This is a genomic window from Collimonas arenae (assembly GCF_000786695.1).
Taxonomy (GTDB): Bacteria; Pseudomonadota; Gammaproteobacteria; order Burkholderiales; family Burkholderiaceae_D; genus Collimonas; species Collimonas arenae_A.
The window spans coordinates 2,981,650-3,007,190 of record NZ_CP009962.1; the positions used below are offsets into that span (position 1 = coordinate 2,981,650).

The following is a 25,541-nucleotide window of genomic DNA, read 5'->3' on the forward strand; positions in this document are numbered from 1 at the left end:
AAACGAAATTTCCCCTGGCACATGAGCTTTGGATGGACGGCCTCCTTGCCTGAAGCATTTGCCTGTTCAGGAAGGAATAAATAAAATCACCAAAAACAATATATTCGTTACATTGCCAAATATAACAAATTAAAATTGAATTTAATAGAGATTTTTAATTGCATTGCACCAAAACGTTTGCCGGACGAACAAGACGAATTCCGCGACCAATGCTGCCAGGCATGTCTTGCAAGCATTGATATGTTGTTGCGGCAAGCGCAGAGGACTTACTATGTGTGCGAGCGCGAGTCGCCTGAGGCCTGGGACCGGTTATTCAGGTTGGCGCCTTTGGTTGGCGCGCGAGGGCTCATTGCAACTGGAATCACGAAAACCATTCGCCGCTATGGATGATCGGCATTTCATAGTTTGATAAAATACTTAACCGAATCAATTACCCGATGCCAGCAGTGAAACTCAATCAAAGCGATGTCACGACGCAAGAAGCCGCCCGCCTGCTGGGGATTTCCGTCACCTCAGTCCAGCAACTTGTAGAACGCGGAATCCTGGTTGCCTGGAAGACCCAGGGCGGACACCGACGCATCCCGCGCGAGGCGGTGGATGCACTCAAGGCGGAGCGCAGCGACCTGCTGGAAGACAAAGGCTCATTGTCTTCAACGCTCAGCGCCTTGATTGTTGAAGACAATGCCCTGCAGCGGAAGGTGTATGAAAAGCAGATTTCTTCCTGGGATATTCCGCTCGACATCAGTTTCTGTGAAAACGGCTACCAGGCGCTGATGGAGATCGCCCAGCGCAAATACGATATCCTGCTGCTCGATATCGTCATGGAAGGCATCGATGGCTATGAGATCGTCAAAACAGTGCTCTCCAAACCTGAACTCCGGCATATCGACATCGCCATCCTGACCACACTTGGCAGAGACGCCCTCGAAGCACGCGGCGGCTTGCCGGATGAGGTGCTGTATTTTCAAAAACCTATCGTATTCGAAGAACTGCGCGGCTTCTTGCGTGGCTGCGCTGCGCGCAAGGCACGCCAAAGCCGCCTGAACGCAGGCGCATGATCCTGCATCGCCGCACATCAGGAAACCGGTATTTCCCGCCATATCCCGGGCGGTGATCCCTATGCTTACATGGATGCAAATCACCAAAATCGGTAGCAGTAATGTCATGCTTCCGGCAGCCGTCGCGATTGCGATATGGCTGATCACCGGCGACGCCCGTCGCCTGTTTCTCTATTGGTGCCTGCTGTTTGCCGGCGGCCTGATCCTGGTCGCGGCATCAAAGATCGCATTTGTCGGCTGGGGCATCGGCATAGAGGCGATCGACTTCACTGGCTTCAGCGGCCACGCAATGCGCTCGGCTGCAATTATCCCGGTCATTTTCTATCTTGCGCTGCTGCCCAAGGCTCCTGCAGCCCGCTGGTGGGCTGTATTGCTGGGGATGTGCCTGGCCACACTGATCAGCGTTTCGCGCGTGCTTTTGCAGTTCCATTCGATAAGCGAAGCGCTCAGCGGCTGGCTGCTCGGAAGCGCCGTCTGCCTTGCCTTTGTGCACAGCGCTGAAAATCTGCCTAAACCTGAATTCAATCGCGTCCTGATCGCCACCAGTTTTGCCATGTTGTTGGCAGCGTCATTCACCAAGCCCATACCGACCCAGCGTCTGATCGACGATGCCGCCCAACTGCTCTCGGGTCACCCTGCCGCTGCGGCACAAATCAGAAGCCGCAGACCGGATTAACACAAGCATGTCGTCAACACTGCGCGGCCGGCCGTTCGCTTCGGGCGAGAAAATTCCTGACATCTTCCATCGTCAGGGCAATCTCGGTTTTCAATTCTGCAAAACGGACCGATCCACACGCCAGTTTCTGTCGGTTGAATTCGGCATCGATATGATCCAGTATGCCGATTGCCGCATGCGCGCCGGAAATCAGCAAAGAACCTTTGAGGGCATGGCATTCGTGCGTGGTTGCGGCCACGTTCCCGGCTTGCACCGCTGATTCCAGCCGCGCAAATTGCTCTCCTGCTACCTGCAGGAACAGCGTGCACAGTTCCGCGCAGACGGCGCTATCGTGATAAGCGTGCCTCAAGAACATCTCGGGACTAAAGTGGCTACAAGCGCGGGATAACATGACCGGGCTTCCTTATATCGCTACGCATCGCTGGAGCAGCAGGGAGAATATTCAAAACGCATAGTCAGGATCCACCGCCGCCAATATCTGCACGCGCGATGCCGGCTTGACCACGATGGCGTCGAAGCCAGCCGCCCTGAACGACGCCAGTTCCTCCTCCATGGCGAACGCGGTATACGCGACCACACGCGGCGCACACGGATTAAGGCGGCTCTTGACGATGTGACAAAATTCTTTGCCATTGATATCTCGCATGCCGATGTCAGTCAAAATGACATCCACAATATTTTTGTTCAGGTAGTGCAGCGCCTCTGAAGCACAGGTAAGAACATGCACCGAATAGCCGGCCCGGGTCAAGATCACCTTGGCCAGGTTGCTGTTCAGTGGATTGTCGTCCACTACCAGTATGTTTTTCATCGTACCTTCACCTGTGTGTCTGCGCTGGCTGCATCGGCAATGTAAAAGTAAATATGGAGCCTCGTTCAGGACGCGACTGCACGCCAATCGTGCCCCCCATGCATTTCACCAGCTCCTTGGCCAGCGCCAGGCCCATTCCGCTCCCCGCCTGCGAGCGCAAGTCTGATCCGTCCACCTGAGTGAATTTTTCGAAAATAGCACTCTGAAAACTGGCAGGAATGCCTTCACCGGTGTCGATCACTTTGAATTTCAGGACGCCTCCGCTTGGAAAAACCCGTACGGTCACCGCGCCTTGATTGGTATATTTCACGGCGTTGTGGATTAAATTGTTGAGCACCCTGACGATTTTGCTGCGGTCACAGGCAATTTCATGCGGCAAGCCGGGGCTCAGCGCCAGCCGCAAACCGATATTTTTCCGCATTGCCGTGGAAGCATGTCCCGCAACAATCTGCTGCATCAGATCGCGCAGATTTTCCATTGCGAGGAATACTTCCATTTTCCCTGCCGCGATGCGTTCCAGATCCAGCACGGAATTAACCAGCAATAACAGATGCGTACCGCTGTCATGAATCGCCTGGGCGAAATGCCATTCGTCAGTTCCTGCTAAATCCTCCCGCAACAACTCGGCGTAACCCAAAATGCCGTTCAGGGGCGTTCGCAACTCGTGCGATACGTTGGCCAGGAACTGCGACTTCGCTTGATTCGAAAATGCTGCGGCGCGGCGCGTCCTGATCAATCCATTTGTCAGGAACAAAATAAACATGGTGAATATCAACACCACACCTGTGGCAAACATCGCCATGCCATAGACGCGCCGCTGGTGCACCAGCCGGTGACCAGCGGACTGCGTTGCATCAAGCATAGCGACCTGCTCCGCATCAGTCGAAGCCGCCTGCCGGTTAACCACAGACTCCTGGCTTGCGAATTCGCGCTCAATGCCGTCATATTCAATACCGTCATATAACGTCAGCGCCCATATGCTGGCGATCAACGCAGTGGCGAACAGAAAGATCGCCAGGCGCATATCTGATTTGCGCTGCGCGATCATTGCGGTAAATGCGTTACGTATTTTTTTCAGTACAGCAGTAAAGCGCAAGGCAGCCACCGAATCCATGTTCAAAAATAGTGAAACCTGCGGTTGTGAGCGATAGCGCCCTGGCGTGACAGTGCAGTGCTGCCACAGGTCGTCGTCAGGCGGTCGGTTAAATTAAATTTCCTTAATGCAATATTAGTGGAATAGCCAGCCTCTTTGTACTGTTAGAATTGTCAGTGGCTGCCAATGGCCGGCGCCCCGCAGAAGAGCCTTGCAATTTGCATACGAAAGGGCTACTTTCTCACTTAAGAACACCCGGGAAACATTCATGCAAGGTTAGGCTGAAGGGACTCGCAGATGAAAACCGTCGCACAAATTCTCAAGGGCAAGCAGAACCAGGCTATTTACACCATCGCTCCTGAAGCCAAGGTGTTTGACGCCATCAAGATGATGTCTGACCATAGCGTCGGCGCGCTACTGGTGACGGTAGGAGGCGAAATTGTCGGCATCGTCACTGAGCGCGACTATGCCCGCAAGATGATACTCAAAGGGCGTTCGTCGACCGATACTTCAGTCAGCGACATCATGACCGGCTCGGTCATGTATGTGCGTCCGCAGGACACCAATGAACAATGCATGGCGTTGATGACCGAGAATCGCTTGCGCCATCTGCCAATCCTTGACGACGGCAAGCTGGTCGGCCTGATTTCCATCGGCGACCTGGTCAAAGACCTGATCTCCGAACAGCAGTTCATCATTCAGCAGCTGGAACATTACATCATGGGGCATCCAGCCTGAGTGCGCCTGAGTACATCAGGCAAAGGTAAGGACTGGCGGCACGCAGAGTGTGCCCCTATACTGCAGAGTGTGCCTCGATACTGAATTGCCTTTATTTCATAGGTGGCTTCAGATGAAAAACTGGGTAGTGCTGCCTTTCTGCCTGATACTGGCCTCTTGCATCTCTGCGCCACAGGCGCCGCGGGCCGATAACCTGTTCAGCGATCAGCTATTCGCCGCTTCCTCGCAACGCATCAGCGTCGATGATGTGTTCGCGCTCAGCCCGGCCATGAAACAGTATCTGAAAAGCGAGGAAATGACCTATCAGATGCACACCAAAGGTTTGCAACAGGGGTTGTTCGACGCCTTGTACAACAAAAAACAGCTGAAACTTGATTACAACTCCGAGCGCACCCGCAATGCGGCACAAACCTTCGAAGCCCGCGCCGGCAATTGCCTGTCGCTGGTGATCATGACCGCCGCTTTCGCCAAGGAACTGGAACTACCCATCCAGTACCAGCGGGTATTGATCGATCAATCCTGGACGCGCAATGAAAATATCTATTTTGCGAGCGGACACGTCAATCTCACGCTCGGGAAAAAATTGTCAGACGTCCGTACGCGCTTCGACCAAAGCAGCTTGCTGACTATTGATTTCCTGCCGCCGGAAGAAATTTCCGGACAAGACCGGCGGGATATCGGCGAAAACACCATCGTCGCCATGTACATGAATAACCAGGCCGCCGAAGCGCTGGCCTCGCATCAGCTGGATGATGCCTACTGGTGGGCGCGCGAAGCCATCCGGCAAGATCCCACATTCCTTGCCTCATACAATACGCTGGGTGTGGTCTACGAGCGACACGGCAATCTCCAGCAGGCCGAGCGCAGCTTCGCGCAAGTGCTTGAACGCGAACCGGACAATACCGTCGTCATATCCAACCTGATCGATGTCCTCAACGATCTGGGACGGAGCGGCGAGGCAAACGCGCTGAGCGCGAAGCTGACACACCTGCAGCCGGAAGCTCCGTTCCAGGCATTCAACCAGGGCATGGTGGCGATGCGGGCGGGAGACTACAAGACCGCAAAATTGCAATTCGCGAAGGAAATTCAACGCGATCCGTATTATCACGAATTCCAATATTGGATGGGCATCGCCTGTCTGCGGCTGGGAGAAATCGATCAGGCGGCAAAGCATTTAAGCATCGCGATGGAGAACAGCACGACCCGCAATGATCATGACCTGTATGCGGCCAAGCTTGATCGCGTCAAGTCTTACCATGCCCCACTGCTGGTGCACTGAATGACGTTCAATCGGTGAGACCTGATGCATCTTGTCCGATGGCCACGGGACGAATTAGCGCAACGCAACCAAATTTGCAATGACGATTGTTTTTAATTGATGATGCATTGAATCCGCGTGACAAATTCGCGCGACGGCTCGCAAATCGCACGCATATGTGCGGTACCGCTCTTGATTTTTCCAGAATATTTTCCCGCAAGTTATTTATTGTTGTTCCCCGTAAATATACGCGTGGAAATTGCGCAACAATATAGTTAAATCATGTCAAATATCAGCTTTCCGAGTACAGAACGATTTAAGATCAAATCGTCTCCATACATAAGAGGTGCCGACATGGGATGGCTTAACAGACTGGCGACGAAGTATATTTTGACGCCTGAAAAGCTGGCTGAAAATGAACTTCGCGATACCCGCCTTGCCTTGTATCAAGCGGAACGACAATTGCTCGAAGCGGAAATGCGCGTTGATTATTACCGTAACGTGTTGTCTTTCCTTGAAGCCATTAGCGCAGACGGCGTAGAAAAAGTCGCCGATACGCAAAGGCAAAAACCATCCGTCCAGTTGCAGGGACCGCAGCGGGTTACCCCAGATATCAGCTCTTACCGCGGCGCAGCCTGATGACCAGATGAAGCGTTGGCGCCGGCGGCACCGATGATTGTCTATGCGGGCTATTTATTGTTTATGCTCGCGACTGTCTCGCCGCTGGTCCAACGTAGTCGAACCGCATTGCAAATCGGCAGGCTGCTGTAGCGTTTCGACTTGCGGGCCGCGGCATTTTTTCTCTTCAAAAAATTGCGCCGCAAATGGCGCCGCCTGCCGCAAGAACTTTCGACATCGGCGAAATGATGATCCGATTATCCGGCCAAGAATTCTGATTTTTGGCATCGGACAAATATCCAATGAAAAAGCAAAAGCGGCAGATCGGGCTAACTCTGCGTATCCCGACCTCCCGCTCTCTCGCTCCGTTTATTTGGGCGCAGCAGCAGCTGGAGCCGGCGCTGGAGGCGCAGCAGGCGCGGGCACGAATTTTGTAATCACGTAGCCTATCGGTATCCATTTGCCTGAAGATTGCACCAGCGAGACTTTCTCTACCGCCGGCGCGTTAACGAAACGCGAGGCAAAAGCGACATTCAGATATTCGCCAGGTGGCAAATCAGCCGGGTTGGTGACATGAACGATCTGTTCCCAGTGGCGGTTGGTTAAAGCTCCCAATTCCGTCTTTACCGTTGCCAGGTATTTCAGCCAGTCTTCCTTGCTGATGCTTTTTTGCATGGTTGGCCCGCTTGACGACCACATGCGCTCGGTTTGATTGCTGTCAGCCAGTGCAACCCAAGTCGAAGCAGTGGCGACGGCGGCGTCGATCGATGCGTTTGACTGGGCTTGCGCAGGATTGACGGCCAACAGGCCAATCATCGCGAATCCGGCGACGCCAGAGATTTTTTTCAGCAATGACAGTGTCATCATTTTTCTCTCCAATCAGTAAAATGAAGCCCGGGAACGAACGGACAGCCTTATCATAAACGAATTATCCTTTATCCAACGGCACCAGTTATCTCCGCAGTCCAGGCCGGAGATTGTCTACCGATTAAATCTCTGGGACCGTTGCCATAGCTGCTGCGTTATCATGGAACACATGCATCCAACTTCTTCCCGCTACCTGAAACCTGAACAATGGGCTGTGGCATTCATGCGCGCCGCAAGCAGTTGGTGGTCCACGCTGCAATTGACTGGCATCGCGCTGGTGATGGGATTTTCCCCATCGACCTATCATCGCGCCAATCGCAGCACCACCTATAAATACATCTACACCAGCACTTGGCAAATCCTGCCTTGGTTCACCTTGCTGTCGACCTTGCTGAGCCTGGTGCTGATCCGGATCGTGATCATCACTGCCCTCAGCTACGGCCTGTCGCGTTATGCGCTGGAAATGGTGGTGCGGGTATTGGTGCTTGAACTGATTCCGTTGTCCGCCGCCCTGTTCGTGGCGCTGCGCGCGGGGCTGGCGTTCAATACCGCTGGCTCGCCGCTAGCCACTGCCGTGGCGGCGCAAAACTCGGCAAAGTTCGACATTGTGCAATTGCAGTTGGACCTTGTTCCGCGCGTGATCGCCAGCGCCTTCTCGGTGGCGACCCTGGCCACGGTAAGCGGCATGATCGTACTGCTGCTGGCTTACGTGAACGTCTATGGAATGACGCCGTGGGGTTTGCTTGACTATACGCGCACCGTCGGCCGTGTCTTCGATCCGGTGGTAACGATCGGTTTTGCGTTAAAAACGCTGCTATTCGGGATGGCGGTCGCCGTAATTCCGGTAGCGGCGATCCTGGAAGGCGCACGCCGCAACGTCAATCTTTCCTCCACTTTGCAGCCAGGTGCAACGCGGCTGCTGTTTGTGCTGGTCCTGATCGAGGTCGGGGCATTGGCAGTGAAATACATTTGAGCAAAAAATATGATGCCTGTTCCTGACTCTTCCGCTCCCGACTCTTCTCCTCCTGTTCAGCCGCCGGCCCATGTCGAATTCAAGGCAATGCTGTTGCTGGCCCTGATGGCCGCGCTGGTCTGCGGCTTCGTGCTGTATGTGATGTACGCGCGCGGCGTCTTTGAAAGCACCCAGCGACTGGTGCTGATCTCCGACGATTCCGAGGGCGTACTGGTCGGCATGGACCTGACTTTCTCCGGTTTCCCGATCGGCCGCGTGCAGCGCATCGATCTGGGCCCGGACGGCAAAGCCCGCATCCTGATCGACGTGCCGCGCAAAGACGCCAGCTGGCTGCGTACTTCCAGCGTTTTCACACTGGAACGCGGACTGGTCGGCGATACCCGGATTCGTGCCTTCAGCGGCGTGCTGGACGATCCGCTGCTGCCGCCCGATTCGGAACGCACGGTCCTGCGCGGCGATACCGCCGCGGAAATTCCGCGACTGGTAGCGACCGCCCGCGAATTGCTGGAAAACCTCCAAACCATCACCGCCGCCGATTCCAGCCTGAGCACCAGCCTGGCCAACGTACAAGCGGTGACCGGCAGGCTGAATGGCCAGTATGGCGTACTCGGCGGCGCACTGGGCGGCGATGAAAACGCCAAGAAAATCATCGCCACACTGGATCGCGTCAACGCCCTGCTGACCAAGGCCGACCAGCGCGTTTTCGGCCAACCTGGCGGCAAGCCTGGCGTGATGGACGACGCACAAGCCGCAATCGTCCAGCTCAACGGCGTGTTGAGCGACGCCCGCAACAGCTTGAAGAAAGTCGACGCCGTGCTGGCGGAGGCACAGGCGGTAGGCAGCAATGCCCGCATCGCCAGCAACGACCTGGGTGCGCTGCGCGCCGAAGTCGACGCCAGCTTGCGCAAAGTGACGCAACTGGTGGATGAAATCAATCGCAAATGGCCTTTCGCCCGTAATACAGAGCTCAAACTGCCATGAAAATTTCCTATTGCTATCTGCTGGGCCTGTTCACCCTGACGCTAAGCGCATGCAGCAGCCAGCCGCCGCAACCTGACTGGCAAGGCAATGCCTACAGTTCGCTGCAAAGCTTTTCATCGGCTTACCTCACTGGCGACACCCGTGTCGCCGATGTGGAATTTGCCCGAGCCCGCAACGCCGTCGCCAGTACCGGCCGGCCTGACCTGGTAGCCCGGGTCGAACTGACGCGCTGCGCTACACGCGTCGCCAGCCTGGAGTTCGACAACTGCGCCGGCTTCCAGCCGCTGGCGCAAGATGCCGACGTCGGCGAGCGCAGCTATGCCGCTTACCTGAACGGCCAATGGCAAGGCCTGGATGCCGGCTTGCTGCCGCCGCAACACAGAACCGTGGTGAGTACTGGCGGGTTGGGAGAAATCTCTGATCCGTTATCACAATTGGTGGCCGCTGGCGCACTCTTGCAAAGCGGCCGGCTGACGCCTGCAGATATCGCGACGGCGACCGAAACCGCCTCGGCCCAGGGCTGGCGCCGTCCCTTGCTGGCCTGGCTGGGCGTGCAGTCGCAACGGGCCAAAGCCGCAGGCGACGCCGATGCCCAGGCGCGGCTGCAGCGGCGCATGGACCTGGTAGCCAAACCGGCGCATTAGGGCGGTGGCGTCAGCGCGGCGCAGTTCGAAGTAATCGGCTGGCCGGCGAACAATTTCTGCACGAAGGGTTGTGAATCCACCAGTGACGCCAGCACCGTACTATCGTGGGTCTGGCCCGCATAGTAATGCTGCTCGATAGTGCTGCCGGCGGCGCAAGCATCTTTTGCGAACAGATACTGGACCGCCGTAGGAATATCCGTATCCAGGGTGCCTGTGCCAACAAATACAGGGGCCGCGAACTTGACCGTAGGATAGTTTGAGTATTGCAGGGTCTGCGTAGCCCAGGTGGTCACATCAGCGTTGAACACGTCGGAAGTCACCAATTTGTTCTGGTTGATGTTGTCCTCGATCGGCCCCAGGCATTGGCTCGCCACCACCGCGTAAAACGCCTTGCCTTTGACCGTCAGGTGATCCGACAGCAGGAAATTCGGGACCACCCTTTCTGCAGTGGCGTATCCCAGCCAGGCATAGGCTTCAAGCGTACCCAGGACGGACGTGAAGCCGGTAGTCGGAACCTGCGCCGTCAGCGCGTTCAGATAGGCCAACACGCTTTCCAGCTGATACGGCACGCCGGTAGCAACCGTCCCCAGCAGTTTCAGCTCTGGCGCATAGGCAGGTGCATAGGCGGCGGTAGCGATGGCTCCCTGTGCGCCCTGCGACTGCCCTACTATCACCACGGAACTGGAAAGTTGCGGGAAATTCTTGATGACCGCGCGGACGCTGTCCAGCACGCTGTAGGCTTCCGCGCGCGCATGCAGATACGGATGCAGGCCGGGCGTCCCCAGCCCTTGATAATCGGTAGACACCACGGCATAGCCTTGCGCCAGCCAGGCGTCCAGATAATCAACATCGCGCGAATCGCGCCCGGTCCATGACGGCGCACAAATGTCGGCCACACCGACGGTGCCGTGCGACCACGCAATCACCGGCCAGCCGCCAACTGGCGGCTGGCCTTTAGGCAGTTGCAAGTCACCGGAAACATAGTTCGCAGTCTTGCCGTCGTCACCGTCGGTCGAGCTATACAAAATCCGGATACCCTGTGCAGCATTAGGCAACACCTGGGTCGCCGGCAACGGCTCCTGCTGCAGCAATACGCCTGGCGTACTCGGGATTGTCCCGTTCCATCGATAGAACGCGGAAACGCCGCCATCAGCGGTAAACGCCTGCGACTGCGGCGTCAGCGCATCGTCACTGCCGCCGCAAGCGGCCAGGGCCAGGCTGAGTGATGCAACTCCAAACAATGTTGACTTCCGGATCAGTTGAATAAAACGCATGAATCGTCTCCTCATTTATTTTTTATATATCCGCTCTGAATCCAACACGGATGTTTCCATTATGCATCACTATGTGGGGAATGCTATCCATGCAACTCATACAATTTATGCTGCCATCCAAATTTGAACATCTTATCTAGAAGACAAATTTCATAAAGTACCGCATCCAATCCGAAACGATGGTCACACAAAGAGGTAGTGCAATGGGAAACATCAATGATTGCGGGAAACCGCGAAGCACCTTGCGGCCCGGCGCATTTCTAGCTGTTGCCGCACTATTACTCGTGATCGTCGCCTGCAGTGGGCGCGCCCGGGCCGATTCGAAACTGGTCGCCGTGCCGTTGCCCGCGCTCGCGGCAGATCCGCTCCAGACATCGGTGTCCGGCCTGTCGTCGGGCGCGTTCATGGCCGTCCAGTATCAGGTTGCCTATTCGGCTTCGGTGATCGGCGCCGGGGTGGTCGCCGGCGGCCCCTACTACTGTGCCGCCGGCAACCTGCTCAATGCCAATATCTGCATGGGACAGGTTCCCGGCGTTGCGCCAGAGCCGGCGCTCATGCTGGCTGCGGCTAAGGATTTTGCAGCGCTCGGACTGATCGACGCGGTCGGAAATTTGCGCAAACGGCGTATCTACCTGTTCAGCGGCACCAAGGATACGCTGGTGCTGCAAAAGGCCGTCGATAGCGCTGTTGCCTTTTTCAAACAGGCCGGCGTGCCAGATGCCAGTCTCTTGTACCTGAACCAGCTGCCGGCCGGTCATGCCCTGATTACACCATCGTTCGGCAACGACTGCGGCGCCAATGCCGCTCCCTATATCAGTCATTGCTCGGTTGGCGGGCAAAACTACGATCAGCCGGGTGCGTTGCTGCAACACATTTACGGCCGGTTGAAACCGCCGTCGAACAATCTGGGCGGACAACTCATCGCTTTCAAGCAAAGTGAATTCGCCAGCGCCGAAACCGGCATGGCGGATGAGGCCTTCGCCTATATCCCACAAGCCTGCAGGCAAGGAAGCGCATGCAAGATCCATGTGGCGTTCCACGGCTGTACGCAGTCGGCGAAAACGGTCGGCAACGATTTTTATCAGAAGACCAGTTACAACAGCTGGGCCGACAGCAACAATATTGTGGTTTTATATCCGCAGGTGAATGCATCGGTCGCGCCATTCAATCCGCAAGACTGTTGGGACTGGTGGGGTTATACCGGCGCAAACTATGCACAAAAGGCCGGTCCGCAAATGGCGGCGGTGAGCGCAATGATAGCCAGATTGACGTCGAAGCCGTAAACGCTGGTACAGCAGGAACCGGCACCGTCAACGTTTCGCTTCTTGCTGCAGCCATTCGCAAAAATGCTTGATCAACGGCTGATCGGCCTGGTGCCGCGCCACTATCCACCAGTAGCTTCTGGCGCGTATCACGGGCTCCGCCAGAGGCGTTACCAGACGGCCGCTGGCAAGCTCATCGGTAATCAACGGCAATGGACCGAGCGCCACCCCGAGGCCGTCGATAGCGGCCTGCAAGGTCAGGTAGAAATGATCGAATGATTGTTTTTTCTTGAACAAGGCTGGCGCCATTTCCGCCGCCGCCAGCCATTTCGGCCAGGCATCCGGGCGGGTATCCGAATGCAACAAGGTATGTGCCGCGAGATCCCCGACAACCCGGATCGGCGCCCTAGCCAGCAGCGCCGGACTGCAAACCGGCAACTCGCTCTCTTCCAGGAACTCCCCGTATTCGCAATTTGGCCAGTGGCCGGGACCGCGGCGGATGGCGACATCGAACTGTTCTCCCGCTCCGCCCAACGGCTGTTGCGAGGTAGAGGTAGACAACTTCAGCTCCACTCCCGGATACAAGCGCTGGAAGCCGCTCAGGCGCGGCAACAGCCAGCGCATGGCGAACGTTGACAAGGCATTGATATGCAGCACGCGTACCGTACCGGATTCACGCAACAGCTTGGTGGCAGTGGCGATATTATCGAAAGCCGCCTGCACCGTAAGCAGGTAGCGGCGGCCGTCTTCGGTCAGCTGCACCCTTTTGCCGATACGATGGAATACCCGCATGCCGAGCCAGGCTTCGAGCGAAGCCACCTGACGGCTGACCGCGCCATGGGTCACATGGAGTTCTTCGCCCGCAGCCGAGAAGTTTTCAAAACGGGCAGCGGCTTCGAAGGCACGCAGCGCTTGCAGAGGAGGAAGTGTACGAGACATGCTTGTGATTATAAATCACAAGCTGCCGGTAAAAAAGTCGATTTGTACCATCTTAAAATTTCTGTAACATGCGTCTATCGAATCAATTTTCACTGGTCCTTCAGCCTTGGCGACAAATTTAAGCTGAACCGGCTCACGTTAATCCTGACACATCGCCTTGTGACAAATACTAGGAACCAACATGACTACTTCGACAGCAACGCCTTCCGACTCAAATAAAGACATGTGGGATGCTCAACAATATATGCGCTTCGGCAATGAACGCCTGCGGCCGGCGCTCGATCTGCTGGCATATATTCCCGAGCAAGAGCCCCGGCATGTGGTCGATCTCGGTTGCGGCACCGGCAACGTCTCGGCGTTATTGAAAGCCCGCTGGCCGGCCGCCGACGTACTCGGCGTCGACAGCTCCGCCAATATGCTGGCGGCGGCCTCTGCAGCAGTGCCGGAATGCCGCTTCCTCCAGGCTGACCTCAATCAATGGCAGCCGGATAACTTGCTGGATGTAATCTATTCGAACGCGACCTTGCAATGGCTTCCCGACCACCCCACCCTGCTTCCGCGCTTGTTGTCGTTCCTGCGGCCCGGCGGTTGGCTGGCCCTGCAAATGCCGGCCATGCAAGATGCGCCGTTGCGGCAAATGCAGGTGGAACTGGCGCAATCACCAGCGTTCGCGCCTTATCTGAGCAAAATAAGGCAGCAACCGGGAATCCTGAGCACGGAGGACTATTACGACATGTTGCGCGCACGCAGCGCCATGCTCGATATCTGGGAAACCACTTACCTGCACACGCTGCGCGGCGACGATGCAGTCACCAACTGGGCCGCCGGCACCAGTTTAAGGCCTTACCTGGAGGCCATACCGGATGACCGGCGCGAGGACTTCCGCGCCGCGTATGCGGAGAAGATGCGTACGGCTTACCCGCAACGCGAAAACGGCATCACGCTGCTGCCATTCAAACGGCTGTTCATTGTCGCCCACGTTTAAGCACCGCAGCAACCGTCTCAGCAACCGAACCAGACGCCAATCATGACTACCGAAACACTCCTCAGCGACACAAGCACGGTCAACGCAACGCCGACCACCCGCGAATTATTCATCGGCTTCCTTTCGCTAGGCCTGATCGGCTTCGGTGGCGTGCTGCCGCTGGCGCGGCGCATGATTGTCGAGCAGCGCCGCTGGCTCAATCCCGAGCAATTCACGGAATTGCTCGGCCTCTGCCAGTTTCTCCCAGGCGGCAATATCATCAACCTGGCAGTGGCGATCGGCTTGCAGTTTCGCGGCGTGCCCGGCGCCCTCGCCTCGCTGCTGGGGCTGATTGCGGCGCCTTCAGCGATCGTGATCGGCCTGGGTGTGATCTACCAGCACTTCCAGAACGACGCACAGATACAACATCTGTTTGCCGGCCTGGCGGCCGCCGCCTCCGGCTTGCTGATTTCAATGGGCTTAAAGATGCTGCTGCCGCTGTTGAGAAAGCCGGTGCCGCTGCTCGTCGCCGGCCTGTTTTTCGTCGCCATCGCCCTGCTGCGGCTGCCCTTGCTTCCAACCATGCTGGTGCTGGCGCCGCTCAGCGTGCTGCTGACCTGGAAGCTGCCATCATGAGCGCCACATTAATTTCTCTGGCAGCTATTTTCAGCCAACTATCATTGCTGGCTTTCGGCGGCGGCAATACCATCTTGCCGGAAATGCAAAGGCAGGTGGTCGATATCCACCATTGGATGTCGGCGCAAGATTTCAGCGCCATGTTCGCGCTGGCGCAAGCCGCACCGGGGCCGAACATGATGATAGTGACGCTGGTCGGCTGGCATGTGGCCGGCTGGCCTGGCGTGCTGGTCACCACACTGGCCAAATTCGGCCCCTCTTCATTGCTGACAGGGGTCGTGCTGCATCTGTGGCAGCGCTTCAAGGACAAGCCTTGGCGCGCCACTGTGCAAGCCGGGCTGGTGCCGATGACGGTCGGCCTGGTGGCGGCCAGCGCTTCGCTGATAACCGAAGCGTCAATCCACACATGGGGCCTGACGCTGATCGCCGGGACCTGTGCGCTGATCACGTTCAAAAGCAAAGTACATCCGCTGTGGGTGCTGGCAGCGGGAGCCTTGCTGGGTCTGAGCGGATTTGGTCAATAAATGGCAGGTCACAGGGTATAGTATGGGCAGATCACCGATGTTCACCATTGCTCACTATTTCCCTGACTGCACATGCACATTTCCGGCATCCATCACGTCGCCATCATCGCCTCCGATTACCCGCGCTCCAAACGGTTTTATACTGAATTGCTAGGCTTGGCCATCGTCGCCGAAACCTATCGCGAACAGCGCGATTCCTACAAACTCGACTTGTGCACGCCGGACGGGGTCCAGATCGAACTGTTCTCCTTCCCCTCGCCGCCGCCACGCGTCAGCCGGCCAGAAGCTTGCGGCTTGCGGCATCTGGCGTTCCGAGTGCCCGATGTTGACGCTGCGGCAAAAGAATTGCGCAGCCACGAGATTACAGTAGAAGACATCCGGACCGACGAATTTACCGGCAAGCGTTTTACGTTTTTTGCCGATCCCGACGGCTTGCCGCTGGAGCTTTATGAGAAATAGCTTTTTGACAACAACATCCTCCACACTGGCCGTATGCCAGCCCACCTGTTAGACTTGCGTCCCTTTTAAGCTGGCGACCTACATGAAAACCACTTCTTTCAACAATCTCCCGCTGGCGCCGGCGCTACTCAGCAACCTGGATAGCCTTGGCTACCATGAGATGACCGCGATCCAGGCGCAAAGCCTGCCGGTGATCCTGGAGCGGCGCGACCTGATCGCCCAGGCCAAGACCGGCAGCGGCAAGACTGCGGCTTTCGGCATCGGTATCTTGCATAAACTCAATCCCAGTTACTTCGCGATCCAGGCGCTGGTGCTGTGCCCGACGCGCGAGCTGGCCGACCAAGTCGCCAAAGAGCTGCGCAGGCTGGCGCGCTTTGCCGACAACGTCAAGGTCCTTACTTTGTGCGGCGGCACCCCGATGGGACCGCAGATCGGCTCGCTGGAACACGGCGCACACATCATCGTCGGCACCCCGGGCCGTATCCGTGACCATATCGGCCGCGGCAGCATTAACCTGGGCACGGTGCAAACGCTGGTGCTGGATGAAGCTGACCGCATGGTCGACATGGGCTTCTACGAAGAAATCTCCGGCATCGTCAGCGCCTGCCCGGCACGCCGCCAGACCCTGCTCTTTTCGGCAACGTATCCTGACGATATCCGCAAGGCCAGCGCTGAATTCCTGCGCGATGCGGTAGAAGTCAAAGTTGAAGCGCAGCATGATGAAGGCCGTATCGAGCAGCGCTTTTACGAAGTTTCCTACGAAGGCCGCAACGCCGCCGTGGCGCAACTGCTGAACCATTACAAGCCGGTCTCGACGATTGCCTTTTGCAACACCAAGATCCATTGCCGCGAGCTGGCCGATGAGTTGCGCGCGCAAGGTTTCAGCGCACTGGCGTTGTACGGCGAACTGGAACAACGTGAGCGCGACGAAATCCTGGTGCGTTTCGCCAACCAGAGCTGTTCGGTGCTGGTGGCGACCGACGTCGCTGCCCGCGGGCTGGATATCCAGACCTTGGGCGCAGTGATCAATGTCGACGTTTCCAAGGACACTGAGGTCCACATCCATCGCATCGGCCGTACCGGCCGTGGCCAGGATCGCGGCTTGGCGCTGAGCCTGTGTGCGCCGAATGAAAAGAAATGGGTCAAGCTGATCGAGGACTACCAGCAAGGACCTGTCAACTGGTTCGATCTGACTGACCTGGAGCCGGCCTACGGTGAGCCATTGACTGCACCGATGCTGACCTTGTGCATCATGGGCGGCAAAAAAGACAAGTTGCGCCCGGGCGATCTGCTTGGCGCCCTGACCGGGGACGTCGGCCTGAGCAAGGAGCAGGTAGGCAAAATCAGCGTCTTTGAGTTTGTCACCTATGTTGCACTGGATCGCCGCATTGCCAAACAGGCATTTTCCAAGTTAAGCAATGGTAATATCAAGGGCAAGAATTTCAAGATGCGCTTCATTTAAGTTCGGGCGCTGGCGGATAGCGGCAATCCAGTTAACCCGGACAAATGGTCATATCGGCAATTATTTTTGAATGTGCACTCTTTTTCATATATGTCCACAATAACTCATTGTGTGTTAAATTTCTACTTGGAAACTTTTTTGCGGACGCGGAAATCCGAGGCCCGTGTCACGCAACTGAAGCCAAAAAAGGCATCCAAATGCTAGCTGATGTGATGTTGCAGGGTTCGGCGAATCAAGAAAGCAATTGTCCTTTCCTGATAAAAGCTGGCCGTCCTGCAGCATGAGAAAAGACTTTCCTTCCATGAAAAACGCACATTTTTTACGGGAGTGCAGGTATGCATGATTGGCAAGAGCAACAAATGCAGTCGCTGTTGAGCGCAAAAACCGCGCCCATCCTTTTTAACTCGCTATCAGGAGTCGTCAAGCAACTGGGCTTCGATTTCTGTGCTTACGATATGCGTCTGCCCTGGCCCGTGGCCCAGCCCAAGGTGGTCAGTCTGAACAACTATCCGTCAAGCTGGCGACAGCGCTACAACCAAGAGCTGTATGAAAAGGTCGACCCTACCGTCCACCATGGCCGGCACTCCTCCTTGCCGATGATCTGGTCCGACCAGAACATTGCCAGCAACCGGTCATTCTGGGAAGACGCTCGTTCGCACGGCTTGCATGCAGGCTGGGCGCAATCCCGCCATGATGCCAAGGGAATTTGCGGCCTGCTCAACCTGTCGCGCTCGGACGACCATGTATCGCGCAAGGAGCTGCGTGAAATCTCGCACCGCCTGTCATGGCTGGTCGATGTTGCCCATGAAGGCCTGTCGTCGCTGCTGATCGAGAAACACATGCCGGAAGCCGACACCCAGCTGACTACGCGGGAAATTGAAGTACTGCGCTGGACGGCAGATGGCAAAACCTCGAGCGAGGTGAGCGAAATCATGCATATCTCTGATCGCACGGTGAATTTTCATATTTCGAACACCTTGAAAAAACTTAACGCGACCAACAAGACAGCAGCGGCCATCAAGGCCGCCATGCTCGGCATCCTATAGTTGCATCGGGAGCCCGTTTCACCCCAATCCGGCCTGGCCGGATTTTTTTCGCCTGTCGATATGCACAGGTCGCGCCTGTCTGTGCACCTGTAAACCTTTACAGTTACGTTTCCCCCCTCATACGCCTGAAAATTAATTCATACACATTTATCAAGGACATCAGTGATGAAAGTCATTACCGGGAGCGCTTCCGAGCTACCAAATGATCTATTTTCTAAGGTATGCAGTTATCGCCACAAAGTGTTCGTGGAAACCCTGGGTTGGAATCTGGATACGAAAGAAGGCATCGAACTGGACCAGTTTGATCATGCGGGCACCATCTATGTGGTGGCGCTTGACGAGGACTGCGAAGTAATAGGCTGCGGCCGCCTGCTGCCGACCAGCCAGCCGTATCTGCTAGGAGAAGTATTTCCGCAACTGCTGAAAGGCGCTACGCCGCCATGCACCCCCGACATCTGGGAATTATCGCGTTTCGCCGCCATGGATTTCAACAAGAAGAGCGATACGGTTCTCGACCAGGTATCGTCATCGATCGCCGTCAAGCTGCTGCAGGCCGCGATCGCCTGTGCTGCCCGGCTCGGCGCCAAGCGCCTGGTCACAGTCTCACCGATAGGCATGGAGCGCTGGTTGCGCAGAGGCGGCTTCGTTACGCAACGCATGGCGCCGCCGATGACGATAGACGGCCATGCCCTGTTTGCCTGCCTGATTGAAGTACAAAAAAGTCCCGCGCCCCTGTTCGGCGAACAGCCGTTTTTCAATCACCAGACAACCTTGCGCAAGCCGGAACATTCCCATTGGCAGACCACGCGCAGTGCACAACCAGCCACCTCGGAGGCTTGATAGCGGGCGCGCCACCGCAATTGACACGTGGCAGAACCTTCCCTTATTGTGAATGACCATAACTGGTCCCAGTGTCTGGCACTGGCGTTTGACAATAAGGGAAATAACGATGGGCATCTGGGGCAAAGCCAATTTATTGCGAGCGCGCGACGGCCATGAAGCCAAGGTATTGTCGGCCGAACTGTTCTTTGACCTGGTGTATGTCTTTGCCGTCACGCAGCTATCCCATCACCTGCTGGAAAACCTCACTCCGCTAGGCGCCCTGCAAACCCTGGTGCTGTGGTTTGCCGTCTGGCTGGTCTGGCAATACACCTGCTGGGTGACCAACTGGTTCGATCCCGAGACGCTGCCAATCCGCTTGCTGCTGTTTGCCATCATGCTGGTCAGCCTGGTGATGTCGGCGGTATTGCCGGATGCCTTCGGCGAACGCGGTATGATTTTTGCGGTTTGCTACGCCACCATGCAAATCGGCCGCACGTTGTTTGTAGTACTGCACCTGGGCCGCCAGCATGCGCTCAGCAAGAACTTCCAGCGCATGCTGGGCTGGCTCTGCATTTCGGGATGCTTCTGGATTGCCGGCGGCTTGTCCGACGGCGAATACCGACTGCTGTTCTGGATCATGGCGGTGGCCTGCGAATACCTGTCGCCGATGATCGGCCTGTGGCTACCCGGCATGGGCCGCTCCATGACGCAAGACTGGACAATCGAAGGCGGCCACATGGCGGAACGCTGCCAGTTGTTCGTGATCGTGGCGCTGGGCGAATCGATCCTGGTCACCGGCGCCACCATTGGGCATATGGCCAATTGGGATATGCCAACCCTGATCGCCTTCCTGGTAGCCTTCCTCGGCAGCCTGGCGATGTGGTGGATCTACTTCGACACCAGCAGCCAAGCCGGCACCGAAGCCATCGTCACTTCCAGCGATCCGGGACGAATCGGCGCCTATTTCCACTACACCCACGTGATCATCGTCGCCGGCGTGATCATCACGGCTGTCGGCAACGAACTTGCAATCGCACATCCCGCCGGCCATATCGACACCAAGTCGCTGGCGGTGCTGATCGGCGGTCCCATGGTTTATCTGCTCGGCAATGGCATCTACAAGACAGTGGTCTATCGCTGGTTCCCGTTTTCCCACATGATCGCCCTGGCGGCGCTGGCGATCCTAATACCGTTCGCCTACCTTACCGACCAGCTGATGATTTCCGGCCTGACCACAGTGATCCTGATTGTTGCTGCGATTCAGGAAAGCGTCTCTCGCCGCAAAGGCCGTCACGGCGTCCCGTCTCAGATGAAATAACCAGCGTACTACGCCGGACTGACTTGCGCCTGGCCGACGCTGCGTAACCGTGCTACATCGCGCGCCGGTGGTGCGCCAAACATACGATTGTATTCACGGCTGAACTGCGACGGGCTTTCATAACCGACCAGATGGCCGGCAGTGGCGGCGTCGCCAACCTCGCTGAACAACAGCCGACGCGCCTCTTGCAACCGCAATTGCTTCTGGTATTGCAAAGGCGTCATCGCCGTGACTGCCTTGAAATGATGGTGCAGCGAGGACGAACTCATGTTCGCCTCCCGCGCCAGGCTTTCGATACGCAGTGGCAGCCGGTAGTCACGCTTGATCAGTTCGATGGCCTTGACCACCTGCTGCGCCTGGCTGTCGTTCATCGCAATCTGCTGCAACATGCCGCCCTGCTCGTCCTGCAACAAGCGATACAAGATTTCTCGCATCGCCAGCGGCGCCAGTACGGGAATGTCTTGCGGCTCGGCCAACAGGCGCATCATGCGCAGCACCGCATCCAGCAAGCTGGAATTGGCCTTGCTGACGAACATGCCACGCGCCGGCGGTTCAGGCTTCCTTATGCCCAGCTCTCCCGCCATGATCATTTCCCCGATATCTCGCGGATCCAGATCCAGCCGTATGCACAGGTAAGGCAACTCCGGCGTAGCTTGCGTCACATGTCCCATCACCGGCAAATCGACCGACACCACCAGATATTGCGCGCAATTGTAGAGATACACCTCATCTGCCAGCAGCACGCGCTTCTGGCCTTGAGCAATGATACACAAGGCTGGCTTGTGCAAGGCATGGTTAGGCAAGGTCGGCTGCGACAAGCGCACCACATTGAGGGGGGCGATCGCCGTCTGGTGCACGCCATCGGTGGCGGTGTATTGCGCAATCAGCCGCGCAAGCTCGATCTGCTGCTGCGAGACTTCCTGCCCCTGCCCACGTGTGGTGTCCTGCATAGCTATTGACTCGGTCATTTTCTGCCTTTCGCAACGTTTAACCGAGTCTACTATTTTTCGTTCGAAACTGGAGCCGTCAGAATGCAGGTTTGGAGGATTGTGCAAGAAGTTGCGGGGATCCGGCTATCCGCGCCTGGTCGCCACGGCCTACAGTGGCAAACATGCCTGGCGCCTCTTGCCCGGGATCTCATTCAAGGAGTTGTCATGTCTGGAATCAAAGATAAAGTTGTCATCATCACCGGCGCCAGCAGCGGTATCGGCGAGGCCACAGCCCGCGTGCTGGCGGCAAACGGCGCCCGCGTGGTGCTGGGTGCGCGCCGCACCGACCGCCTGGAAACATTGGCGGCGTCAATCCGTGCTACCGGCGGCACGGCGATTTACCAGGCCTTGGATGTCACCCGACGCAGCCAGCTGGAGGATATCGTGGCGCTGGCCAAAAGCCGTTTCGGCCAGGTTGACGTGATTGTCAATAATGCCGGCGTCATGCCGCTGTCGATGCTAGACCAGCTCAAAGTCGATGAATGGGACCGCATGGTGGATGTCAACATCAAGGGCGTGCTATACGGAATTGCCGCCTGCCTGCCGGTGATGCAGGCCCAAGGCAATGGCCAGATTATCAACCTGGCGTCGACCGGCGGTCATCGCGTATCGCCCAGCGCTGCGGTGTATTGCGCGACCAAATTTGCGGTGCGGGCGATCTCGGAAGGCTTGCGCCAGGAAGTCGACAATATCCGTGTGACCATCATTTCACCCGGCGTGACAGAATCGGAGCTGGCGGACAGCATTAGCGATCCCGATGCCAAGCTAAGGATGGAAATTTTCCGCAAGGTAGCGATTTCCGCCGAGGCTGTCGCACGCACAGTGTTGTTTGCCATCGAACAGCCTGAGGACGTGGATATCAGCGAGATTCTGGTCCGTCCGACCGCCAGCCCGAACTAAGAGGCCGTTGCAAACACACCTAGCGTTGTTGCCCTTGCAGGGCGCGTCCGGGCTTGCAAGCCCGGGGCGTTCCGCAGGCAAACGACAGTGTCGCCTGAAATCCCTGCTACACCCTCCTGACCGTACTACTCGTACTGTCTTCTACTGTCTTCGTCGGAGCGCCTAGCCATCTGTGTTTGCAACAGCCTCTAAGGGAAAACCGCAGGCCCGATTGCCTTGCGCCATTGCGGTCTACGCGCGCCCTTCCCACGGCACATATTTGCGCTGCAGCCAGCGCAGCCCATACTCGAATAGCGATGCAATCAAGGCAATCACCAGGATGCCCATGATGACCACATCGGTCACCAGGAATTGCGCCGCAGACTGGATCATGAATCCCAGGCCGCGGGTCGCGGCGATCAACTCTGCCGCCACCAGGGTTGACCAGCCGACGCCCAGGCCGATCCGGATCCCGGTCAAGACATCGGGCACGGCTGATGGCAAGATCACGAAACGAATCAGTTGCCAGCGTGTGGCGCCCAGGGTCTGCGCCGCCCGCAGGCGGTTTTTATCGACGCGGCGCACACCGTGCAAAGTCGCTATCGCCAGCGGCGCAAAGATCGCCAGGTAGATCAACAATACTTTGGACAGCTCGCCGATGCCAAACCAGATCACGATCAGCGGCAGGTATGCCAGCGGCGGAATCGGCCGGTAAAACTCGATCAGCGGATCGCATACCGCCCGCGCACGACGGCTCAATCCAATCAGGATACCGACCGGTACCGCACTCAGAATCGCCAGCAACAGCGCCGCAAAGACCCGGGCGACGCTGGTCGCGGCGTGCTGCCATAAGGTGGCGTCGACAAATCCGTCGAGCGCCACCGCCTCGAATTTCTGCAATACCCCCAACGGCGACGGCAAGAATAGCGGCGGCACCAGCGCCAGCTCGCTGACCAGCCACCACAAGCCCAGCAAACCCAACACGGTCAACAGCGTGATGCCGCGATCCGACAGGACAAACCCTGCCTTGGGCTTGCTGACGACAGGGTCAAGCTTGCCATTTCCGCTGCGGGCTTGCCAGGCGGCCGGATACGGCGCCAGCAGTTGCGCTACCGGATCATGCGGCAACTCCAGAGGGGCCAGGGTAACGGATAACTCGCTCATGACAATGCTCCTTCGACTACAACGTCGGCTTGTGGATGCAGAAGCTGATTCAGGATTTCTTCGCGCAAGCCGACAAACTCCGGATCGGACTTGATGCTGCGCGCCGATTCGCCAGCGACAAAGCGCGCGCCGAATTCCAAGCTACGCACACTCCCCACCCGCCCCGGACGCGCCCGCAGCAAGACCAGATCAGTCGCCAGAAACAAGGCTTCTTCGACGCTATGGGTAATCATGAAAATACCTTTGCCGCTGGCTTTCCAGACCTGCAGCAGGTGCTCTTGCATCTGCTCGCGGGTCAATGCGTCTAATGCGCCCAGCGGCTCATCCAGCAACAGGAAACGCGGATCAACCGCCAACGCGCGCGCCAGGCTGACGCGCTGGCGCATACCGCCGGAAAGCTCCCAGATGGCGGCATCGGCATAATCTTGCAGCCCGGTTAGCGCCAGGTACTCACGTGCTCTGGCCTGGCGCTGTTGCGGCGACTGCCCGGCCAGGCGCAATCCGAAGGCAACGTTTTCCTGTACCGTTTGCCAGGGCAGCAAAGTATCGCTCTGGAATACCACGCCGCGCTCGGCGCCTGGACCGGCAATCGGCCGGTTGTCGATGCTGGCGCTGCCGGAGGTCGGCTTGAGAAAGCCTGCTATCAAATTAAGCAACGTGGTTTTACCGCAACCGGATTCGCCGATCACCACAGTGAAGCGGCCATCATGCAAATCAAGCGATAAATCACGCAGCACTTCCACCGGCCGCGCGGTTGTCGGATAAGTTACGCTGACCGATTGCAAACGGATCATGTCGCTTCCTTATTATTGCAACGCAGCCTGTTTGGCGAACGCCGGGTTCACATAGGGCTGGTAGTCCGGCAGCACACGTTCGACTTTTTTCTGCTCTTGCAGAAAGCTGGAAGTGGCGGCCAGCGCCTTGACTGTGGGACCGCTGAGCAGTTGTTGCTGCTCGGTTAGCGTCGGAAAACCGCTGCCAGCCAGCAGTTCGGCGATATCGCTCTGCTTGGCGGCGGTCAGGCGTGATATTTTTTCAAATTGCGGAGAGCCGGCTTTCCACTCTGCACCATGGGCGCGATAGTCGGCATAGGCTTTACCGGTCACTTTGACGAATGCAGTCACGAAATCAGGATGCTGCTGTGCAAAGTCCTTGCGAACGATCCATGCATCGAAGGTCGGCGCGCCCCATTTTGCGACTTCGGCCGAATTTGTCAGAACTTTGCCGCTCTCCTTGACCTTGCCGAGCGCCGGGTCCCATACATAGGCGGCGTCGATATCGCCACGCTGCCATGCGGCGGCGATTTCCTGTGGCCGCAGGTTCAGGATTTGCACCTTGGAAGCCGGAATGCCCCAGTGTTTGAGCGCCGCCAGCAGACTGTAGTGCGTAGTCGACACGAATGGCACCGCAATCTTTTTACCGATCAGGTCCTGCGCGGTGGCGATGCCGCTGCCATTGCGCACCACCAATGCTTCGGCCTGGCCGATCTGGGCCGCAACCAGGATGGTTTCAATCGGCAATTCACGCGTCGCTGCGGCCGCCAACGGACTGCTGCCGACATAGCCGACCTGGATATCGCCGGATGCTACGGCGGTGATCACGTCAGCGCCGCTATCGAATTTCTTCCAGTTGATTTTCCAGCCGCTGGCCTTCTCATAGACACCATCGGCTTGTGCGACTTTAGCCGGTTCAACCACTGTTTGATAGGCGATATTCACTTCCTGGGGCTCCGCCCAGGCTTGGCCGGTTAAGACGGCAACGACGGTAGCAACCGCCAGAACTGGCAAGCGTTTCAGAATATTGGCAGTCATATGATCCCTCGGTGATTGAATGATTAAAATGGCCTTTACAAAGCTGTTAAAGCTATTGAGGCTCTGTTGCCCAAGTTAAACGATTCGGCCGTTTTGCAAAACGAAGGTTTTCGGACATGCTTAGTCGGTTTTTGCCACGCGGTTTTTGCCACGCGGTTTGTGGCAAGGCGTTTTAGCAGCGCAGTCCCTATACGAGTATGCTTACAGAATACGCCCAATAAAAAGATATATAACTATCTTTTATTATAAAAAAGATACAAAACTATCCTTTTCATAAA

28 protein-coding genes are annotated in these 25,541 nt (G+C 57.0%); 18 read left to right on the forward strand and 10 right to left on the reverse strand.

The features are described from left to right. The first annotated feature begins 437 nt into the window (after positions 1-437). The gene (locus tag LT85_RS13115; RefSeq protein ID WP_038489398.1) at positions 438-1,058 is read left to right on the forward strand and encodes a response regulator; all 621 of its coding nucleotides are present in this window, start codon (positions 438-440) and stop codon (positions 1,056-1,058) included. A gap of 73 nt (positions 1,059-1,131) precedes the next feature. Next, positions 1,132-1,734, forward strand: a complete 603-nt coding sequence (locus LT85_RS13120) for a phosphatase PAP2 family protein (RefSeq protein ID WP_052135150.1) — start codon at positions 1,132-1,134, stop codon at positions 1,732-1,734. 13 nt (positions 1,735-1,747) lie between these two features. Here the strand turns inward: LT85_RS13120 and LT85_RS13125 are convergent, their stop codons facing one another. Genes LT85_RS13125 through LT85_RS13135 form a run of 3 tightly spaced genes read right to left on the reverse strand, consistent with a single transcriptional unit; the run spans position 1,748 to position 3,656 of the window. Next, complete coding sequence (locus tag LT85_RS13125; RefSeq protein ID WP_156117518.1) at positions 1,748-2,125, reverse strand: Hpt domain-containing protein; 378 nt, start codon at positions 2,123-2,125, stop codon at positions 1,748-1,750. Positions 2,126-2,176: 51 nt separating this feature from the next. Continuing rightward, complete coding sequence (locus tag LT85_RS13130; protein WP_052135151.1) at positions 2,177-2,542, reverse strand: response regulator; 366 nt, start codon at positions 2,540-2,542, stop codon at positions 2,177-2,179. A 7-nt stretch (positions 2,543-2,549) separates the two neighbouring features. Next, positions 2,550-3,656, reverse strand: coding sequence for a sensor histidine kinase (locus tag LT85_RS13135; RefSeq protein ID WP_052135152.1), 1,107 nt, complete (start codon positions 3,654-3,656; stop codon positions 2,550-2,552). Positions 3,657-3,932: 276 nt separating this feature from the next. On the opposite strand from LT85_RS13135, the gene LT85_RS13140 reads away from it, so the two are divergent. The 3 genes from LT85_RS13140 to LT85_RS13150 all read left to right on the forward strand — a co-directional run bounded on the left by LT85_RS13140 (position 3,933) and on the right by LT85_RS13150 (position 6,270). Beyond that, positions 3,933-4,373, forward strand: a complete 441-nt coding sequence (locus LT85_RS13140) for a CBS domain-containing protein (RefSeq protein WP_038489404.1) — start codon at positions 3,933-3,935, stop codon at positions 4,371-4,373. A gap of 112 nt (positions 4,374-4,485) precedes the next feature. After that, positions 4,486-5,652 (forward strand): tetratricopeptide repeat protein, encoded by a 1,167-nt coding sequence (locus LT85_RS13145; protein ID WP_038489407.1) that lies wholly within the window; start codon positions 4,486-4,488, stop codon positions 5,650-5,652. A gap of 261 nt (positions 5,653-5,913) precedes the next feature. Continuing rightward, on the forward strand, positions 5,914-6,270 hold the full coding sequence (locus tag LT85_RS13150) for a hypothetical protein (RefSeq protein ID WP_253273540.1): 357 nt from the start codon (positions 5,914-5,916) through the stop codon (positions 6,268-6,270). Between the two features lie 348 nt (positions 6,271-6,618). Here the strand turns inward: LT85_RS13150 and LT85_RS13155 are convergent, their stop codons facing one another. After that, positions 6,619-7,116 (reverse strand): DUF4019 domain-containing protein, encoded by a 498-nt coding sequence (locus LT85_RS13155; protein ID WP_038489412.1) that lies wholly within the window; start codon positions 7,114-7,116, stop codon positions 6,619-6,621. Positions 7,117-7,285: 169 nt separating this feature from the next. Between LT85_RS13155 and LT85_RS13160 the strand changes: the two genes are divergently transcribed. Genes LT85_RS13160 through LT85_RS13170 form a run of 3 tightly spaced genes read left to right on the forward strand, consistent with a single transcriptional unit; the run spans position 7,286 to position 9,714 of the window. After that, positions 7,286-8,089 carry an ABC transporter permease gene (locus tag LT85_RS13160; RefSeq protein ID WP_038489414.1) on the forward strand — a complete coding sequence of 268 codons (804 nt, stop codon included), beginning with the start codon at positions 7,286-7,288 and terminating at the stop codon, positions 8,087-8,089. A gap of 9 nt (positions 8,090-8,098) precedes the next feature. Continuing rightward, positions 8,099-9,070 (forward strand): MlaD family protein, encoded by a 972-nt coding sequence (locus tag LT85_RS13165; protein WP_038489417.1) that lies wholly within the window; start codon positions 8,099-8,101, stop codon positions 9,068-9,070. Continuing rightward, positions 9,067-9,714 (forward strand): hypothetical protein, encoded by a 648-nt coding sequence (locus tag LT85_RS13170; RefSeq protein ID WP_038489420.1) that lies wholly within the window; start codon positions 9,067-9,069, stop codon positions 9,712-9,714. The genes LT85_RS13165 and LT85_RS13170 overlap by 4 nt, the downstream gene beginning before the upstream one ends. Here the strand turns inward: LT85_RS13170 and LT85_RS13175 are convergent. Beyond that, positions 9,711-10,988: an alpha/beta hydrolase gene (locus LT85_RS13175; RefSeq protein ID WP_052135153.1), complete on the reverse strand. Its 1,278-nt coding sequence runs from the start codon at positions 10,986-10,988 to the stop codon at positions 9,711-9,713. The two genes, LT85_RS13170 and LT85_RS13175, sit on opposite strands and share 4 nt — an antisense overlap. A 203-nt stretch (positions 10,989-11,191) precedes the next feature. On the opposite strand from LT85_RS13175, the gene LT85_RS13180 reads away from it, so the two are divergent. Continuing rightward, a complete protein-coding gene (locus LT85_RS13180; protein WP_052135154.1) occupies positions 11,192-12,271 on the forward strand; it encodes an extracellular catalytic domain type 2 short-chain-length polyhydroxyalkanoate depolymerase in 1,080 nt (359 codons plus the stop codon). A gap of 27 nt (positions 12,272-12,298) precedes the next feature. On the opposite strand, the gene LT85_RS13185 is transcribed toward LT85_RS13180, so the two are convergent. Beyond that, positions 12,299-13,189 (reverse strand): transcriptional regulator GcvA, encoded by an 891-nt coding sequence (locus LT85_RS13185; RefSeq protein ID WP_038489423.1) that lies wholly within the window; start codon positions 13,187-13,189, stop codon positions 12,299-12,301. Between the two features lie 181 nt (positions 13,190-13,370). On the opposite strand from LT85_RS13185, the gene LT85_RS13190 reads away from it, so the two are divergent. The 8 genes from LT85_RS13190 to LT85_RS13230 all read left to right on the forward strand — a co-directional run bounded on the left by LT85_RS13190 (position 13,371) and on the right by LT85_RS13230 (position 20,420). After that, positions 13,371-14,174 (forward strand): methyltransferase domain-containing protein, encoded by an 804-nt coding sequence (locus LT85_RS13190; protein WP_081992362.1) that lies wholly within the window; start codon positions 13,371-13,373, stop codon positions 14,172-14,174. A 42-nt stretch (positions 14,175-14,216) separates the two neighbouring features. Beyond that, the gene (locus LT85_RS13195; RefSeq protein WP_038489428.1) at positions 14,217-14,789 is read left to right on the forward strand and encodes a chromate transporter; all 573 of its coding nucleotides are present in this window, start codon (positions 14,217-14,219) and stop codon (positions 14,787-14,789) included. After that, complete coding sequence (locus LT85_RS13200) at positions 14,786-15,313, forward strand: chromate transporter (RefSeq protein WP_038489431.1); 528 nt, start codon at positions 14,786-14,788, stop codon at positions 15,311-15,313. Before LT85_RS13195 ends, LT85_RS13200 begins: the two co-directional genes overlap by 4 nt. Before the next feature lie 72 nt (positions 15,314-15,385). Beyond that, complete coding sequence (gene gloA2 / locus LT85_RS13205) at positions 15,386-15,772, forward strand: SMU1112c/YaeR family gloxylase I-like metalloprotein (RefSeq protein ID WP_172656979.1); 387 nt, start codon at positions 15,386-15,388, stop codon at positions 15,770-15,772. A gap of 82 nt (positions 15,773-15,854) precedes the next feature. Continuing rightward, entirely contained in the window at positions 15,855-17,234 is a 1,380-nt protein-coding gene (gene dbpA, locus LT85_RS13210) for an ATP-dependent RNA helicase DbpA (protein WP_038489436.1), read from the forward strand. 335 nt (positions 17,235-17,569) lie between these two features. Then, positions 17,570-18,280, forward strand: coding sequence for an autoinducer binding domain-containing protein (locus tag LT85_RS13220; protein WP_038489442.1), 711 nt, complete (start codon positions 17,570-17,572; stop codon positions 18,278-18,280). 165 nt (positions 18,281-18,445) lie between these two features. After that, positions 18,446-19,120 carry an acyl-homoserine-lactone synthase gene (locus LT85_RS13225; RefSeq protein ID WP_081992364.1) on the forward strand — a complete coding sequence of 225 codons (675 nt, stop codon included), beginning with the start codon at positions 18,446-18,448 and terminating at the stop codon, positions 19,118-19,120. Between the two features lie 109 nt (positions 19,121-19,229). Beyond that, a complete protein-coding gene (locus tag LT85_RS13230; RefSeq protein ID WP_038489445.1) occupies positions 19,230-20,420 on the forward strand; it encodes a low temperature requirement protein A in 1,191 nt (396 codons plus the stop codon). 8 nt (positions 20,421-20,428) lie between these two features. On the opposite strand, the gene LT85_RS13235 is transcribed toward LT85_RS13230, so the two are convergent. Then, complete coding sequence (locus LT85_RS13235) at positions 20,429-21,388, reverse strand: AraC family transcriptional regulator (protein ID WP_038489448.1); 960 nt, start codon at positions 21,386-21,388, stop codon at positions 20,429-20,431. Between the two features lie 186 nt (positions 21,389-21,574). Here LT85_RS13235 and LT85_RS13240 point away from each other — a divergent pair, with 186 nt between their 5' ends. Then, positions 21,575-22,309, forward strand: a complete 735-nt coding sequence (locus tag LT85_RS13240) for an SDR family oxidoreductase (protein WP_038489451.1) — start codon at positions 21,575-21,577, stop codon at positions 22,307-22,309. A gap of 231 nt (positions 22,310-22,540) precedes the next feature. On the opposite strand, the gene tauC is transcribed toward LT85_RS13240, so the two are convergent. Genes tauC through tauA form a run of 3 tightly spaced genes read right to left on the reverse strand, consistent with a single transcriptional unit; the run spans position 22,541 to position 25,263 of the window. Next, the gene (gene tauC, locus LT85_RS13245; RefSeq protein ID WP_038489454.1) at positions 22,541-23,452 is read right to left on the reverse strand and encodes a taurine ABC transporter permease TauC; all 912 of its coding nucleotides are present in this window, start codon (positions 23,450-23,452) and stop codon (positions 22,541-22,543) included. Continuing rightward, positions 23,449-24,246 carry a taurine ABC transporter ATP-binding protein gene (locus LT85_RS13250; protein ID WP_038489457.1) on the reverse strand — a complete coding sequence of 266 codons (798 nt, stop codon included), beginning with the start codon at positions 24,244-24,246 and terminating at the stop codon, positions 23,449-23,451. Before LT85_RS13250 ends, tauC begins: the two co-directional genes overlap by 4 nt. A gap of 12 nt (positions 24,247-24,258) precedes the next feature. Beyond that, the gene (gene tauA, locus LT85_RS13255; RefSeq protein WP_038489459.1) at positions 24,259-25,263 is read right to left on the reverse strand and encodes a taurine ABC transporter substrate-binding protein; all 1,005 of its coding nucleotides are present in this window, start codon (positions 25,261-25,263) and stop codon (positions 24,259-24,261) included. Positions 25,264-25,541 lie beyond the last annotated feature (278 nt).